This window comes from Neisseria sp. HMSC061B04 (assembly GCF_001836705.1).
Lineage (GTDB): Bacteria > Pseudomonadota > Gammaproteobacteria > Burkholderiales > Neisseriaceae > Neisseria.
Window position 1 is genome coordinate 95,826 of sequence record NZ_KV830224.1, and the last position, 14,541, is coordinate 110,366.

At 49.3% G+C, this 14,541-nt stretch carries 13 protein-coding genes, 7 tRNA genes and 1 pseudogene; 5 read left to right on the plus strand and 16 right to left on the minus strand.

Features of this window, described 5'->3' with window-relative positions:
* The 11 genes and pseudogenes from HMPREF2661_RS09515 to ccoG all read right to left on the minus strand — a co-directional run.
* A pseudogene (locus HMPREF2661_RS09515) lies at positions 1–247 on the minus strand (transposase); the annotation flags it as partial.
* Between the two features lie 123 nt (positions 248–370).
* A tRNA-Leu gene (locus HMPREF2661_RS09520) sits at positions 371–460 on the minus strand.
* Positions 461–481: 21 nt separating this feature from the next.
* Positions 482–559, minus strand: a tRNA-Cys gene (locus HMPREF2661_RS11640).
* A gap of 10 nt (positions 560–569) precedes the next feature.
* Positions 570–643: transfer RNA gene (locus HMPREF2661_RS09525), tRNA-Cys, on the minus strand.
* 31 nt (positions 644–674) lie between these two features.
* Positions 675–750 (minus strand) — tRNA-Gly (locus HMPREF2661_RS09530).
* A 34-nt stretch (positions 751–784) separates the two neighbouring features.
* Positions 785–860: transfer RNA gene (locus tag HMPREF2661_RS09535), tRNA-Gly, on the minus strand.
* A 21-nt stretch (positions 861–881) separates the two neighbouring features.
* Positions 882–957 (minus strand) — tRNA-Gly (locus HMPREF2661_RS09540).
* A gap of 24 nt (positions 958–981) precedes the next feature.
* A tRNA-Gly gene (locus tag HMPREF2661_RS09545) sits at positions 982–1,057 on the minus strand.
* Positions 1,058–1,151: 94 nt separating this feature from the next.
* Positions 1,152–1,712, minus strand: coding sequence for a CDP-diacylglycerol--glycerol-3-phosphate 3-phosphatidyltransferase (pgsA, locus tag HMPREF2661_RS09550; protein ID WP_003679552.1), 561 nt, complete (start codon positions 1,710–1,712; stop codon positions 1,152–1,154).
* Positions 1,713–2,392: 680 nt separating this feature from the next.
* Positions 2,393–2,959, minus strand: coding sequence for a FixH family protein (locus HMPREF2661_RS09560; protein WP_003746123.1), 567 nt, complete (start codon positions 2,957–2,959; stop codon positions 2,393–2,395).
* 3 nt (positions 2,960–2,962) lie between these two features.
* The gene (gene ccoG, locus HMPREF2661_RS09565) at positions 2,963–4,447 is read right to left on the minus strand and encodes a cytochrome c oxidase accessory protein CcoG (protein WP_049323475.1); all 1,485 of its coding nucleotides are present in this window, start codon (positions 4,445–4,447) and stop codon (positions 2,963–2,965) included.
* A gap of 444 nt (positions 4,448–4,891) precedes the next feature.
* On the opposite strand from ccoG, the gene tkt reads away from it, so the two are divergent.
* The gene (gene tkt / locus HMPREF2661_RS09570) at positions 4,892–6,871 is read left to right on the plus strand and encodes a transketolase (protein WP_070823520.1); all 1,980 of its coding nucleotides are present in this window, start codon (positions 4,892–4,894) and stop codon (positions 6,869–6,871) included.
* 66 nt (positions 6,872–6,937) lie between these two features.
* Here tkt and clpA read toward each other — a convergent pair whose 3' ends face one another.
* Both clpA and clpS read right to left on the minus strand, forming a co-directional pair.
* Positions 6,938–9,217: an ATP-dependent Clp protease ATP-binding subunit ClpA gene (gene clpA / locus HMPREF2661_RS09575; RefSeq protein WP_070823523.1), complete on the minus strand. Its 2,280-nt coding sequence runs from the start codon at positions 9,215–9,217 to the stop codon at positions 6,938–6,940.
* 3 nt (positions 9,218–9,220) lie between these two features.
* Complete coding sequence (gene clpS, locus HMPREF2661_RS09580; protein WP_003679561.1) at positions 9,221–9,532, minus strand: ATP-dependent Clp protease adapter ClpS; 312 nt, start codon at positions 9,530–9,532, stop codon at positions 9,221–9,223.
* A gap of 257 nt (positions 9,533–9,789) precedes the next feature.
* Here clpS and HMPREF2661_RS09585 point away from each other — a divergent pair, with 257 nt between their 5' ends.
* The 4 genes from HMPREF2661_RS09585 to HMPREF2661_RS09600 all read left to right on the plus strand — a co-directional run bounded on the left by HMPREF2661_RS09585 (position 9,790) and on the right by HMPREF2661_RS09600 (position 11,326).
* Complete coding sequence (locus HMPREF2661_RS09585; RefSeq protein WP_002217533.1) at positions 9,790–9,993, plus strand: cold-shock protein; 204 nt, start codon at positions 9,790–9,792, stop codon at positions 9,991–9,993.
* Between the two features lie 75 nt (positions 9,994–10,068).
* On the plus strand, positions 10,069–10,284 hold the full coding sequence (locus HMPREF2661_RS09590) for a branched-chain amino acid ABC transporter (RefSeq protein WP_070823525.1): 216 nt from the start codon (positions 10,069–10,071) through the stop codon (positions 10,282–10,284).
* Between the two features lie 84 nt (positions 10,285–10,368).
* Positions 10,369–10,815: an SsrA-binding protein SmpB gene (gene smpB / locus HMPREF2661_RS09595; RefSeq protein WP_003679566.1), complete on the plus strand. Its 447-nt coding sequence runs from the start codon at positions 10,369–10,371 to the stop codon at positions 10,813–10,815.
* A gap of 70 nt (positions 10,816–10,885) precedes the next feature.
* A complete protein-coding gene (locus HMPREF2661_RS09600) occupies positions 10,886–11,326 on the plus strand; it encodes a hypothetical protein (protein ID WP_070823527.1) in 441 nt (146 codons plus the stop codon).
* Between the two features lie 72 nt (positions 11,327–11,398).
* Here the strand turns inward: HMPREF2661_RS09600 and HMPREF2661_RS09605 are convergent, their stop codons facing one another.
* The 3 genes from HMPREF2661_RS09605 to HMPREF2661_RS09615 form a co-directional block, all read right to left on the minus strand.
* On the minus strand, positions 11,399–11,884 hold the full coding sequence (locus HMPREF2661_RS09605; RefSeq protein ID WP_070823529.1) for a DUF4189 domain-containing protein: 486 nt from the start codon (positions 11,882–11,884) through the stop codon (positions 11,399–11,401).
* Between the two features lie 170 nt (positions 11,885–12,054).
* On the minus strand, positions 12,055–13,005 hold the full coding sequence (gene trxB / locus HMPREF2661_RS09610; protein ID WP_049329772.1) for a thioredoxin-disulfide reductase: 951 nt from the start codon (positions 13,003–13,005) through the stop codon (positions 12,055–12,057).
* Positions 13,006–13,113: 108 nt separating this feature from the next.
* Positions 13,114–14,409, minus strand: a complete 1,296-nt coding sequence (locus HMPREF2661_RS09615) for an NAD(P)/FAD-dependent oxidoreductase (protein ID WP_070823530.1) — start codon at positions 14,407–14,409, stop codon at positions 13,114–13,116.
* Positions 14,410–14,541: the final 132 nt, after the last annotated feature.

Here is a 14,541-nt window from a genome sequence, read left to right on the forward strand (position 1 = left end):
ACATCGCCTTCAGATGGCTTTGCGCACTCACTTTAATCAGCCCGAAATAGGCTGCCCGGGCATAGCGGAATTTACGGTGCAGCGTACCGAAGCTTTGTTCGACCACATAACGGGTCTTCGACAAATATCGGTTACGTTTGGTTTGCGCTTCCGTCAGCGGACGGTTGCGGTGGGCTTTGCGCATAATGCCGTCCAGCAACTGATGTTCTTTCAGATGTTGCCAGTTTCCCTCACTGTCATAGTCTGAGGCCTTTGCAGGAGCTTGTCACATTTGACACAAATCAGGCACAAACAAAAAAGACAGCCTTACAAATAAGCTGTCAATTAGAAATTTAGAATCTTAGGTTTTTGAATAAATTCAGATATTTATTGGTGCCCGGAGCCGGAATCGAACCGGCACGGCCGGTTTAGGGCCGACGGATTTTAAGTCCGTTGTGTCTACCTATTTCACCACCCGGGCGTAGACAGTAAATTGAGAAATTGGAGGCGGGGGCGCGGATTTGAACCGGCCTGTATAAGGGTTGCACCCCTTATAGCATAAACACTCTGCCACCCCGCCATGAAAGGGATGGAGGCGAGAGTCGGAATCGAACCGGCGTAGACGGATTTGCAATCCGCTGCATAACCACTTTGCTATCTCGCCAAAACTACGTTTGAGTGTTGTAGTATGAAACTGGAGCGGGAAACGAGTCTCGAACTCGCGACCTCAACCTTGGCAAGGTTGCGCTCTACCAACTGAGCTATTCCCGCATATTGAAAAAGAACAATCAACAAGTAATCGGAATGGAGCGGGAAACGAGTCTCGAACTCGCGACCTCAACCTTGGCAAGGTTGCGCTCTACCAACTGAGCTATTCCCGCGTATTCGGATGCATGATTTAATGGAGCGGGAAACGAGTCTCGAACTCGCGACCTCAACCTTGGCAAGGTTGCGCTCTACCAACTGAGCTATTCCCGCATTTGAGTGCATCTGAAATTAAACTGGAGCGGGAAACGAGTCTCGAACTCGCGACCTCAACCTTGGCAAGGTTGCGCTCTACCAACTGAGCTATTCCCGCTCTGATATTTGTTGCTTCGTATATCGAAGAAGACGCAATTATTATGGATTTAATCGTGTGCGTCAAGTGTTTTGTTTTTATTTTTTTAAAAAATTTATTTGAATTCTTTCCATGCCATTTTCAGGTAGTAGCACATTGACCAGATGGTCAATACAGATGCTATAAACATCAATATGTTACCAATGAGATAGAAAGGATCGTTATATTTGTCTGTGCCGATAAGCAAAAGGAAGATGGCGATCATTTGGGCAGTGGTTTTGAATTTGCCGATGGTTGCCACGGCAACGCTGCCGCGTTTGCCCATTTGTGCCATCCATTCGCGCAAGGCGGAAATGGTAATTTCCCGGCCGATGATAATCATGGCGAAGATGGCGTATGTCCTGCCAAGGCTGACGAGCAGGAGCAGGGCAACTGCGACCATGAGTTTGTCGGCAACGGGGTCGAGGAATGCGCCAAAGTCGGAAGTTTGTTTCCAGCGGCGTGCCAAAAAGCCGTCGAACCAGTCTGTAATAGCGGCAAGTGCAAAGATGATGGCGGCTGTCCAGTTGACGGTTTGTGGTTGAATCCATGTGTTCGGTAAATAGAATAGGATGGTGAACACGGGGATTAATAGGACGCGCATCCAGGTAAGTAAAATAGGTATGTTCCAAGGCATGGTTTGGGATCTTTTGGATGATGTGTCGGGTTGTTCATTATAGCTTATTTGTTCACTCTGCTTTTTGAAGTGTTGTTTTTTTGCCGACAAGTATCTCGGGCATAGATTTTTGTCGTGTGGGTCGTGAAGAAAATCTGCTAAGGCCGTCTGAAAAATAGGCTGTTGCGGAGTGTAAATGTTTTTGGGTAGAAAAGTAGCTGCGAAATAGTGGGCAATAAGGTCTGCCTGCTGTTCGATATTTAATTGGTTAATGTGGGGTAAGGGGATGGGATAGGCGTAAGCTTTGCGTTTTCTGTATCCGCCTTTGAGCATGATGAATAGGCCGGAAAGCCAAACTTTGTGACCGCGCTGGTGTTGCCAGACATGTGTCAGCTCATGAATCAGCCAAATTTTGTAGGCTATGCCGGCTTGAGTGAAATCTTCTGGGCAGTGTTTACGCGGAAAGTATATGTTTCCATTGGGCGCAATGGCGGTATTGGCGTTGGGTAGAAGCGGAATGCCGCGATATATTTTGATGCGGTGGAAGTCTATGCTGTCCGAAAAAACTTGTTTTGCCATGCGGACTTCGTTTTCGGTCAGTCTGCGCCAATCGGAAAAAATCATATTTGGAAGAGAATAAATATAAGAGGGTATGAAGATTTCAGGCCGTCTGAAAGGTTTCAGACGGCCTGGGTCGGGATTTATTGTTCTGTTGAAGCGGCTTGTTTGCCGTTGTCGAACAATTTGTCCATGGGTGTCAGGTTGACTGCATTGCCTTGGCTGACTATCCATTTGTTTTCAACACGCCATACGCCTGAAGCATCTTCAACGCGCAAGTACCAATGGTTGGTTGGGCGTAAAGGCTTAAAGACGGCTTCGTATTCCATGCGGCCGTTTTGTGGCTCGGCTGTTACGGCGCGCAGCTTGACGGTTTGGTCATCGGCTTTGCGTGTCGGGTGCATCAACAATAGGTTTAATGGCTGTTTGGTATCGAATTGTCCGCTGACGAATACTTTGGCGGCGTTCATATCCGGACTGATTAAGACCTGCACCTGAATTTGCCGTTTAACGGCTTCTTCATCGCGGTGAAGTTGGATTTCGATGTGTTTGCCGTCTTTGTAGTAATCGTCAGACACCAAGTCTGTCGTGTGTTCTTTTGCGACGAAGAACATGGAAACGCTGGCGATAACGACGAAGATGGGGCCGGCCATCAGCACCCAGGGCCAAATATGTTTGTACCAAGGTTTGATTTGGGGTTGTGGGGACACCGTTTATTCTCCGATAAAGGTTGCTTTTTCTTCTAAAGTAGTCGGTTTGGAGTCGGCAGAGCCGGTCTCGCGATAGGTAAAGGTAAATTCGATCGGATGGCTGCCTTTGTCGGCGTATTCGGGAATGGTAGATACCTGTACTGGGATGGTAACGGTTTCCCGCGGCGCAATTTTAATACCGTTTTCAGGCAGGCCGGTCAGCGCGATTTCATCAAAGCCTTTGACGGTTGCAGTCATCAGTTGTTCGTTTTCACTATTGTTGATAATGCGCAGGTTATAGGCATTTTCCAACCAGCCTTGGCTGTTTTCGCGAACCATGACGCCACGGTCTTTCAGGATATCGACTTCGACCATTTTTCGGGTGGAAATGCCGACCAGGAAGGCGATGATGACCACCAGGAGTACTGCGCCATAACCGGCTACGCGCGGACGTTTCAAGCGTTTTTTGATGTCGCTTTCAGGGTATTCATGTTCCAACGCGCCTTCGGTCGTATAACGGATCAAGCCGCGCTCGTAGCCCATTTTGTCCATGATTTCGTCACAGGCATCGATACACGCTGCGCAGCCGATACATTGGTATTGCAAACCGTCGCGGATGTCGATACCGACGGGGCAGACTTGCACGCACATGGTGCAGTTGATGCAGTCGCCCAAGCCGCTGTCTTCTTTGTTGGCGGTTTTTTTGCGTGCGCCGCGCGGTTCGCCGCGTTCGGTATCGTAAGAAATAATTAGCGTGTCTTTGTCAAACATTGCACTTTGGAAACGTGCATACGGACACATATGCAGACAAACTTTTTCGCGCATGATGTGGGCGAAGAAGAACGTCATGAATCCGTAAAACGCTGCGGCAAACATCGCGCCGCCGCCTGCTGCTCCGGTAAACAAATCAGGAACAAACTGGCGGATCGGGACAAACCAGCCGGCAAAGGTAATGCCTGTCCATGCGCAGACAAGGAAAATCAGCAGGTATTTAGTGGCTTTGATGCGGATTTTGGTGAAATTCCACGGCGATTTTTCCAGTTTTAGGCGTTTGTTTCTATCGCCTTCGACCAAGTTGTCAATCCACAGCATAATTTCGGTGTAAACCGTTTGCGGGCATGAATAGCCGCACCACAAACGGCCGGCAATGGTTGTCCACCAAAACAATCCGAATGCGCAAATCATCAGCAGCAAGGCAAGGTAAATCAAATCGCCCATGCCCAGTGACAGTCCGAAAATGAAGAAATGACGGTCAGGAATATTGAATAAAACCGCCTGACGGCCGCTCCAGTTGAACCATGGAATAACGTAAAATACAAACTGGGTCGCCAATACGGCGGCGATACGCAGTTTGGCAAAGCGTCCTTCCGCCTTTTTGGGATGGATGCGTTCGCCTTCAGGATGGATTTGAATCACGCTGGATTTGGGTTTGGAAGGTTTGGGCGCAGTGGCTTTTGCTGTTTTTTCTGTTGAGGGTGTGGTGTTTTCAGCTTGGTTTTCTGGTGACATTTCAGTGTTCCTTGATGAAGTGCACACAAGCCTGTTGTCATGGTAGTAGTTGGATGTGAATATTTTCAGACGGCCTTTCGCGTGCATACAAATCATAACATTTGACTCTATTCAAAGCAAAAGAAGGACTTCGTCTTAACAACGGATTCCTTGCGGCCGTTTGATGTAGGGCCGTCTGAAAAGGGCGGTATTCAAAGGTTTACGGTTCAGCTTGTGTACAAACTTATAGTGATTTGCTATTTACACGATAAAAATATATAAAGCACTGTTTCAAAACGAAATAACAGTTAATATCATCTATCCTGTCTGTTTCGGGCAACCGAGTGGAAACAGGCCGTCTGACAAAGCGAATATCAAAAGCCATCCTTGAAAGCACGGCTGATTCAGGCGATAATCGGTACACCTTTTTTCATATTTCCAATCTTGTCCAAGGAAGGTCAAACCATGTCTCAACTGGCAAACGCAATCCGTTTCCTCTCAGTCGATGCCGTACAGAAAGCCAACTCCGGCCACCCCGGCGCACCTATGGGTATGGCGGAAATGGCGGAAGTATTGTGGACGAAGTTCCTCAACCATAACCCTGCCAATCCTAAATTCTACAACCGTGACCGTTTCATCCTCTCCAACGGCCACGCGTCCATGCTGCTGTACAGCCTGTTGCACCTGACCGGCTACAATGTATCCATCGAAGACTTGAAAAACTTCCGCCAATTGCACAGTAAAACCCCCGGCCACCCCGAATACGGTTACACCGACGGCGTGGAAACCACGACCGGCCCGTTGGGACAAGGTATTGCCAACGCAGTGGGTATGGCTTTGGCCGAAAAAATCTTGGCTGCCGAATTCAATAAAGACGGCTTAAACATCGTTGATCACCACACTTACGTCTTTATGGGCGACGGCTGCATGATGGAAGGCGTATCGCATGAAGCCTGTTCGCTTGCCGGCACTTTGGGCTTGGGCAAGCTGATTGTTTTATATGATGACAACAATATTTCCATTGACGGTAAAGTGGACGGCTGGTTTACCGAAAACATCCCGCAACGCTTTGAAAGCTACGGCTGGCATGTGATTCCAAATGTGAACGGTCATGATACCGATGCCATTCAGACGGCCATTGAAGCAGCCAAAGCCGAAACCGGCAAACCGTCCCTCATCTGCTGCAAAACCTTAATCGGCAAAGGCAGCGCCAACAAAGAAGGCAGCCACAAAACCCACGGTGCGCCTTTGGGTGCGGACGAAATCGAAGCCACACGCAAACATTTGGGTTGGACATATCCTGCGTTTGAAATTCCGCAAGAAATCTATGCCGCATGGAATGCAAAAGAAAAAGGCGCAAAACTTGAGGCCGAATGGAACGAGCTTTTCGCTCGATATCAAGCCAAATATCCTGCCGAAGCCGCAGAATTTGTGCGCCGCATGGATAAAAAACTGCCTGAAAACTTCGACGCTTACGTTCAAGCCGCATTGAAAGAAGTGTGCGCCAAAGCCGAAACCATCGCCACCCGTAAAGCCAGCCAAAACAGCATTGAAATCTTGGCAAAAGAGCTGCCTGAATTGGTGGGCGGTTCTGCCGACTTGACCCCGTCCAACCTAACTGACTGGTCAAACAGCGTCTCCGTTACCCGCGAACACGGCGGCAACTACATTCACTACGGCGTGCGCGAGTTCGGCATGGGCGCAATCATGAACGGCCTTACCCTGCATGGCGGTGTGAAACCATTCGGCGCGACTTTCCTGATGTTCAGCGAATACGAGCGTAATGCCTTGCGCATGGCTTCACTGATGAAAATCAACCCTGTATTTGTGTTCACCCACGATTCCATCGGTTTGGGCGAAGACGGGCCAACCCACCAACCTATCGAGCAAACTGCCACTCTGCGCCTGATTCCGAATATGGATGTATGGCGTCCATGCGATACCGTTGAATCTTTGGTAGCGTGGTCTGAAGCCGTTAAAGCGGCCGATCATCCGTCCAGCCTGATTTTCAGCCGTCAAAACCTGAAATTCCAAGCGCGTGATGAGCAACAGCTGAACGACATCAAACGCGGTGCTTACGTGATCAGTGAAGCTAAAGGCAATGCGCAAGCTGTTGTAATTGCTACCGGTTCTGAAGTTGAATTGGCTCTGGAAGCGCAAAAAGTATTGGCAGAACAAGGTATTGCCGTACGCGTCGTTTCCATGCCTTCTACCAATGTATTCGATCGCCAAGATGCCGCCTATAAAGCCGTAGTTCTGCCGGAAGGCTTGCCACGCGTAGCCGTAGAAGCAGGACATGCCGACGGTTGGTATAAATACGTCGGTTTGAACGGCGCCGTGGTCGGTATCAACCGCTTCGGCGAGTCTGCACCTGCTGACTTGCTGTTCAAAGAATTCGGCTTTACCGTAGACAATGTGGTTGCCACTGTTAAATCCGTTTTGTAAATCAGATTTTTGATTGAGATAAAAAGGCCGTCTGAAATTTCAGACGGCCTTTTATTTTTTAACCGGTTAAACAGTTTCTGCTTCAGGTTTGACCTTGCTTTTCTTAAACTTCAACACGGCTTCTTCTTTTGCTGCATCCCAGTCTATCAGCACAAAACCGCCTTCGGCGAGTTTGCCGAACAGGAGTTCGTCGGCGAGCGGTTTGCGGATTTTTTCCTGAATCAGGCGGTTCATCGGGCGCGCACCCATTTGTGGGTCGAAACCTTTTTCCGCTAGATATTTGCGCAATGCCGGTGTGAATTCGGCTTCGACTTTTTTGTCGAGGAGCTGGTGCTCGAGCTGGAGCAGGAATTTGTCCACGACTTTGACGATGATGGGTTCGGACAAGGGTGCAAACGGGATAATCGCATCCAAGCGGTTGCGGAACTCGGGCGTGAAGAGTTTGTTGATTGCCTGCATTTCGTCGCCGCGCTCACGCTTGGCGGTAAAGCCGAGGCTGGGGCGGCTGAGGCTTTCCGCGCCTGCGTTGGTAGTCATAATCAGGATGACGTTGCGGAAATCGGCACTCTTGCCGTTGTTGTCGGTCAGCTTGCCTGCGTCCATGACTTGCAGGAGGATGTTGAAAATGTCAGGGTGGGCTTTTTCGATTTCGTCCAAGAGCAACACGCAATGCGGCTGCTTGTTGACGGCTTCTGTCAAAAGGCCGCCTTGTTCAAAGCCGACGTAGCCCGGCGGCGCACCGATGAGGCGTGATACGGCGTGGCGTTCCATGTATTCGGACATATCAAAGCGTTGCAGCGGTACGCCCATCGAGTAGGCAAGTTGTTTGGCGACTTCGGTTTTGCCGACGCCGGTCGGACCGGAGAAGAGGAAACTGCCTATCGGTTTGTCGGGCAGGGCAAGGCCGGAACGCGACATTTTGACGGCGGCAACCAGTGCGTCGATGGCATTTTCTTGACCGTAAACCATGTTTTTCAAATCACGGCCGAGGAATTGCAACACTTGTTTGTCGTCGTGCGACACGGTTTTTTCAGGAATCCGTGCGACTTTGGCGATGACGGTTTCGATTTGCGCTTTGCCGATGACTTTTTTCTGTTTGGATTTAGGCAGAATTCGTTGCGCCGCGCCTGCTTCATCCATCACATCGATGGCTTTGTCGGGTAGGAAACGCTCGTTGATGTAGCGGGCGGAGAGTTCGGCGGCGGCTTCAAGTGCACCTTGCGTATAGCGGACTTGGTGGAAATCTTCAAACATCGGTTTCAAGCCGCGCAGAATTTGAACGGTTTCGGAAACGGTGGGTTCGACCACGTCAATTTTTTGGAAACGGCGGCTTAAGGCGTGGTCTTTGTCGAAAATGGTGCGGTATTCGTCATAAGTGGTCGCACCGATACAGCGCAATGAACCTTTCGCCAATGCGGGTTTGAGCAGGTTGGACGCGTCCATCGTGCCGCCGCTGGTACTGCCCGCGCCGATGATGGTGTGGATTTCGTCGATAAACAAAATGGCATGCGGGATTTTTTCGAGCTGTTTCAAGACGGATTTGACCCGCGCTTCAAAGTCGCCGCGGTATTTTGTGCCCGCCAAAAGCGAACCCATATCCAGCGCATACACTTCGGCTTCTTTAAGCGCGTCGGGAATGTCGCCGTTGACGATTTGGTGTGCCAAACCTTCTGCCAGCGCGGTTTTGCCAACGCCGGCCTCGCCGACCAAAAGCGGATTATTTTTGCGGCGGCGGCATAGGATTTGCACCAGCCGTTCCATTTCGTGTTTGCGACCAATCAAAGGATCGATGCGGCCGGCTTTGACTTCGGCGTTGAGGTTGACGGTGTAGTCGGAAAGTGAGCCGGTTTTTTGTTCGGCTTCCTCACCCTCGCGTCCCAGGCCGTCTGAATCATTGCCGTCTTCGTCATCGGGTGAGCCATGGGCAATGCAACGCAAGACTTCAAAGCGCGTAATGGATTGCAATTTGAGGAAATAAACGGCATGGCTTTCGGATTCGCTCATCATGGCAACCAAAATATCCAAAGGCTCTACTGAGGCTTTACCGGCAGACTGGGTATGCACCATTGCCCGTTGGATGACGCGTTGGAAGCCCAATGTCGGCTGGGTTTCGACCGTATCCAGAAGATGATCGGGAATTTGCGGCGTATTTTCGGCAACACTGGCGGCCAGCTGCTCGGACAGGACTTTCAAATCCGCACCACACAGTTTCAAGACGTTTGGCACAGCCGCATCTTCTTCTATCAGCACCAAAAGCAGGTGTTCCAAGCTGATAAACTCATAACGCGCGTTGCGTGCTTCACGGTAGAGCAATTGCAGGATGTGTTCCAATTCGGGTGAAAGCATGGTTTAAACCTCTTCGACTATACATTTGAGCGGATGCCCTTCAGCTTTGGCGCGTTCCATGACCTGATGCTGCTTGGTTTGCGCAATATCGCGCGTGTAGGTGCCGCACAGGCCTTTGCCTTCGTGGTGCACCAGCAGCATGACGGCCACGGCCTGTTCCTGTGCAAGCATAAAGACTTCGGTCAGGATTTCGACGACAAATTCCATGGTGGTGTAATCGTCGTTCAATAAAAATACGCCGTAACGTTTCGGCGGTTGCGTGTTGATATCGCTGAGCAGGGTATCGGATTGGTGGTCGGTATTCGGATGGTTCATAAGCTTAGATTTCAGTTTTCAGACGGCCTGTTTTAGAGTGCAAACCGTTTTCTGTTGTATTTCGGCCAATTTTTTCTATTTTCCCACTTTTTTGAAAACATAGCTTGACGTTTTGTCTTAACAAATGTAAAAAGACGGTTAAGCAGAAGTTGGCACTCGACCGCGTAATAAAAACGGGGGAGAAACGCTGAACGTTTTAGTTTGCTGTATGCCTTGTTTTGCTGATTTTGTTAATTTTTAAGTATAGGAAGTTTCTAATGGCAACCGGTATCGTAAAATGGTTTAACGACGCTAAAGGTTTTGGTTTCATCACTCCTGACGAAGGCGGCGAAGATTTGTTCGCTCACTTCTCAGCGATCAACATGGAAGGTTTCAAAACCCTGAAAGAAGGCCAACGCGTGTCTTTCGACGTAACCACCGGCCCTAAAGGCAAACAAGCTGCTAACATTCAAGCTGCTTAATCAAATGCGCGGCGTAAGCCGTAAAATCATGGCGGGGTTTCCCGCCATTTTTTATGGGCGTTCGAGTTAAAAATTATGAATCCAAATTCATCTTATCAAAATGCTTTAAACCAGTTGGACGAGCTTATCCGTCATTTCCGCAGCGAAGGCGAGGTCAGCTGCGCCGTTGCCGAGCGTGAAGACCAAATCTTGATCCGCCTTGCCGATTTGAAACTGGATTTGCGCCCTGAAGATGAAAAAGCCATTGCCGATATAGACCGCTTTTACCGCCGCCATGTTTTACGCGAATAAACGTTTCAAAACCGTTTGCCGTTTTATTTTTTAAGCATGCCTGATAAAATAGGCCGTCTGAAAAGTTTGTAAAGAATCAGCACAATGAGTATTGCCAATAATAAAAAAGCCTTTCACGATTTCTTTATCGAAGACCAAATCGAAGCCGGTATAGTATTGGAGGGATGGGAAGTCAAAGCCATCCGCGCTGCACGCGTGCAATTAAAAGAAAGCTATATCTACTGGAAAAAAGACGCATTCTATTTGGTGGGCTGCCACATTACCGCATTGCCCACTGCCTCGACACACGTCAAACCCGACCCTGTCCGTCCGCGTAAGTTGTTGTTGAAACAATCGGAAATCAATAAGTTAATCGGCAAAACCGAACGCGCCGGTTATACGATTGTGCCTTTAAACCTGCATTACACCCGCGGTAGAATCAAAGTGGAAATCGGTTTGGCCAAGGGTAAGAAACAGCATGACAAACGCCAAAGCCTGAAAGAAGCGGATTGGAAGCGTGAGAAACAGCGTTTGATGAAAAACGTACGTTGATTTTTTCAGACGGCCTTTGTATAAAGGCCGTCTGAATATTTATTGTTTGAACATTTTAAAAGGAAAACAGATGAAAACCATGATTTTAGCGGCGGCTTCAGCCGTATTGTTGCTGGGTGCGTGTTCCACTACGGAACAAAGAGTATTGAAACCTGAAGAGCTGACCAGCATCAAACATGTCTGCATCATTCAAAATGCAAAAGTAAGACCGCATGATTTGGATCGTGCTTTGTCCAAAGCTTTGGCAAAACGCGGCATTGGCAGCACGATTGTAACCGCAGACAACCGTGGCAAACTGTATGATTCTTCTTGCCCGTATAACCTGCGTTACAAAACCAAAGGCAATAACGAAATCTTGCGTAAAGGCGTATTTGTGTTGAGAAGCACGAAGTATGCGGTTTCTACGGTCAGCTACTCTTTGAACGATGAAAACCACTTCCGAACCAATCCTGATTTGGTGAAACAGGCTGAAGGCATTGTGGCCAAATTGTTGGAAAAAAACAGCAAATAAAAGCCAGAATAAAAAACCGGCTTGCCGTGATATGGAGAATATCGGGCAAGCCGGTTTTATTTTCAGACGACCTTAAATGGATTTGATTTTTTCCCAGAGGGTTTTGACCGTACCTTGATAGTAGGTTTCAGAAGTACAATAGACTGTTTCTAAAGCGCATTGTCCTTGTGAGCCGTATTTTTTGATACACTGGTTCAAGGCAATTTGATGCACGGTTTTGAAACGTGGGGAGGTAATGGCCACCACGTTTTGAGCAGTCAATTTGCCCATGGCTTTAGGATAGGCAACAGCGATACAGGTGTTGTGCAGAGGGACAACCGTTTTGCAGCCTGTTGCTTGGCCTGCGCCGATACCGGCTAAGGCATCTTGGCCTTTACAGAATGTTTCGAGTTCGGCTGTCGCATCCAGTTGGGTGGCATTTTCTTTGGTGGTTTTGATTTGCAGCGCTTCATTGCTGTCGGCTGGGTTTTGCCACATGGCCAAGTAGCCGTAAGTATCGGCAGCCAGGGCGACAGGAGTCAGTGCGCAAAGGATAAGTGTCGTTAGTGTTTTTTTCATGTTCGTTCCCTGTTTGTTGGGTATTTGTCGTTATTATAAAGCAAAAGTACTTATTTGATATAAATTTGCTTTTAAAATGAATATTTAGTGTGGCAGATAGATTATAGGCCGTCTGAAATTTCAGACGGCCTTTTGATTATGTTTTAAAGAATAGGGCATAGCTTAGAGGCTTATACGCCGTGGCGGTCGAGCCAACGTTCGGCATCAAGCGCGGCTTGGCAGCCGGAAGCTGCGCTGGTGATGGCTTGACGGTAGGTGTGGTCTTTGACATCGCCTGCCGCCCATACGCCTTCGATATTGGTTGCGCCGACATTGTCGCCGGTACCACCTTTGGTTTTCAGGTAGCCGGTTTCATCCATATCGAGTTGGCCTTTGAAAATATCGGTGTTGGGTTTGTGGCCGATGGCGATGAAAACGCCTTTTACAGCGATTTCTTCAGTGCTGCCGTCATTGTGTTTCAGGCGTGCACCGGTAACGCCGCTTTCGTCGCCCAAGATTTCATCAACCGAGCTGTTGAGCTTGAGGATGATTTTGCCTTCTTCGACGCGTTGCATCAGTTTGTCCACCATGATTTTTTCGGCACGGAAGCTATCGCGGCGGTGAATCAGGGTAACGGTGTTGGCGATATTGGCAAGGTAGAGTGCTTCTTCTACAGCGGTATTGCCACCGCCGACTACGGCAACATCTTGTTTTTTGTAGAAGAAACCATCGCAAGTTGCACAGGCGGAAACGCCTTTGCCGGCAAAGGTTTCTTCGCTTGGCAAACCTAAATATTTGGCGGATGCGCCGGTGGCAACGATGAGCGCATCGCAGGTGTATTCGCCCATATCGCCTTTGAGGGTAAATGGACGGTTTTGCAAATCAACGGTGTGGATTTGGTCGAAAATCATTTCAGTGCCGAAGCGTTCGGCATGAGCTTGGAAACGGGCCATTAGTTCCGGACCTTGTACGCCTTCTGCATCGGCAGGCCAGTTGTCCACTTCGGTAGTGGTCATCAGTTGTCCACCTTGCTCAACACCGGTAATGATTACAGGGTTGAGGTTGGCACGGGCGGCATAGACGGCGGCAGTATAGCCGGCAGGGCCGGAGCCGAGGATGATGAGTTTATGATGGTTGCTCATGATGGTTTCCTTGCTGATGAATGATTGAATTTTGTCGTATCTAAGCTTTCAGACGGCCTGAATTTTACTTGAATCTGCCGCCGTCTGAAATATGTTTGTTGTTTGGGTTTAGTGGCTGTCTTTCCATTGATAGTATTTTGAGCCGAGGAAAGAGCCGAGTTTGCGCAGGAAAGGCTGGGTAATGATGTTGCTGTGGCGCAATTGTTCAAAAGGTTTCAGACGGCCGTCATCGCCCATGATGGCTTCAGCAATCGCCAAACCGGCAATGCCGGTAATCGCCATGCCGTGTCCGGAATAGCCTTGGGCGTAGAAAACGGTAGGGGCGAGGCGGCCGAAATGTGGAGCGAGGTTGCGCGTAATGTCGCATTCGCCGCCCCAAGAATGCTCGATTCTGACGTCGGTAAGTTGCGGGAAAACTTTCAGCATGTCTTGGCGGACGAGTTCGGTCATGCGGTCTGGATCGTCGATAAACTCGTTGTCCTTTCCGCCAAAGAGCAGGCGACCGTCGGCGCTGAGGCGGTAGTAGTCGAGGACGTGGCGGTTGTCGCAGATGGCCATATTGTTGCGGATCAGGTCTTTGGCACGCTCGCCCAGAGGCTCGGTGGCAATGATAAAGGTGCTGACTGCAATGGCTTTTTGTTCCAATACTTTGAATTTCGGGTGTAAACCGGCATAAGTATTGACGGCATAAACGAGGTTTTTGCACTCAACGCTGCCATTGGGCGTGTGTACCAGCCAGCCGTTATCGCATGGCTCGATACGCGTCATCGGGGATTGCTCAAAAAGTTGTGCGCCTGCATCGGCTGCCGCTTTGGCAATGCCTAGGGTGTAATTGAGTGGGTGTAAGTGGCCGGATAAAGGATCAAATTGCGCGCCTTGATACATATCGCTGGCAAGTTGTTGCTTCAGCGTGGCTTTATCCCAAAGCTGGTAATGGCTTGCACCATAATGTTTTTGAGCGTGTTCGTGCCATTGTTGCAATTCTTCCCAATGCTGAGGACGGACGGCGACGGTCGCATAGCCGCGTTGCCAATCGCATTGGATGTTGTGTTTTTGAATGCGCGAGTCAACCAGTTCAACGGCTTGCAGAGATTGCTGCCAGAACCATTGGGCCTGTTCCAAACCGACTTGTTTTTCGATTTCTTCCATGCCGCAGGCAAAGTCGCTGATGACTTGTCCGCCGCTGCGACCTGATGCGCCGAAACCGATACGGGCGGCTTCAAGTACGATGACTTCATGGCCGCTTTCGGCAAGCGGTAGGGCGGTGCATAAGCCGGACAGGCCGCCGCCGATAATGCAGGTTTCAGTTTTCAGACGGCCTTCAAGCGTCGGATAAGACGGATGGGGATTGGCCGTGCTGACATAGTAGGAAGGAAGGTATTCTTTGAAGCTGGGATTGATCATGATTTGAGCTTTAGGTTGGTTTTCACTTCATTGAAATTGGTTTTCAGACGGCCTTAAATGTGGGTTTGGGTTCAGGCCGTCTGAAAGGATAAGATGCAGTTAATAAAACAGGCTGTTCCGACACTTTATCGG

Excerpts from the sequence above, each read along its gene's own strand:
- pgsA (WP_003679552.1), bottom strand. The coding sequence starts at position 1,712 with ATGCCTTGGAACATACCTATTTTACTTACCTGGATGCGCGTCCTATTA.
- ccoG (WP_049323475.1), bottom strand. The coding sequence starts at position 4,447 with ATGTCACCAGAAAACCAAGCTGAAAACACCACACCCTCAACAGAAAAA.
- tkt (WP_070823520.1), top strand. The coding sequence starts at position 4,892 with ATGTCTCAACTGGCAAACGCAATCCGTTTCCTCTCAGTCGATGCCGTA.
- clpA (WP_070823523.1), bottom strand. The coding sequence starts at position 9,217 with ATGCTTTCACCCGAATTGGAACACATCCTGCAATTGCTCTACCGTGAA.
- clpS (WP_003679561.1), bottom strand. The coding sequence starts at position 9,532 with ATGAACCATCCGAATACCGACCACCAATCCGATACCCTGCTCAGCGAT.
- HMPREF2661_RS09585 (WP_002217533.1), top strand. The coding sequence starts at position 9,790 with ATGGCAACCGGTATCGTAAAATGGTTTAACGACGCTAAAGGTTTTGGT.
- HMPREF2661_RS09590 (WP_070823525.1), top strand. The coding sequence starts at position 10,069 with ATGAATCCAAATTCATCTTATCAAAATGCTTTAAACCAGTTGGACGAG.
- smpB (WP_003679566.1), top strand. The coding sequence starts at position 10,369 with ATGAGTATTGCCAATAATAAAAAAGCCTTTCACGATTTCTTTATCGAA.
- HMPREF2661_RS09600 (WP_070823527.1), top strand. The coding sequence starts at position 10,886 with ATGAAAACCATGATTTTAGCGGCGGCTTCAGCCGTATTGTTGCTGGGT.
- HMPREF2661_RS09605 (WP_070823529.1), bottom strand. The coding sequence starts at position 11,884 with ATGAAAAAAACACTAACGACACTTATCCTTTGCGCACTGACTCCTGTC.
- trxB (WP_049329772.1), bottom strand. The coding sequence starts at position 13,005 with ATGAGCAACCATCATAAACTCATCATCCTCGGCTCCGGCCCTGCCGGC.
- HMPREF2661_RS09615 (WP_070823530.1), bottom strand. The coding sequence starts at position 14,409 with ATGATCAATCCCAGCTTCAAAGAATACCTTCCTTCCTACTATGTCAGC.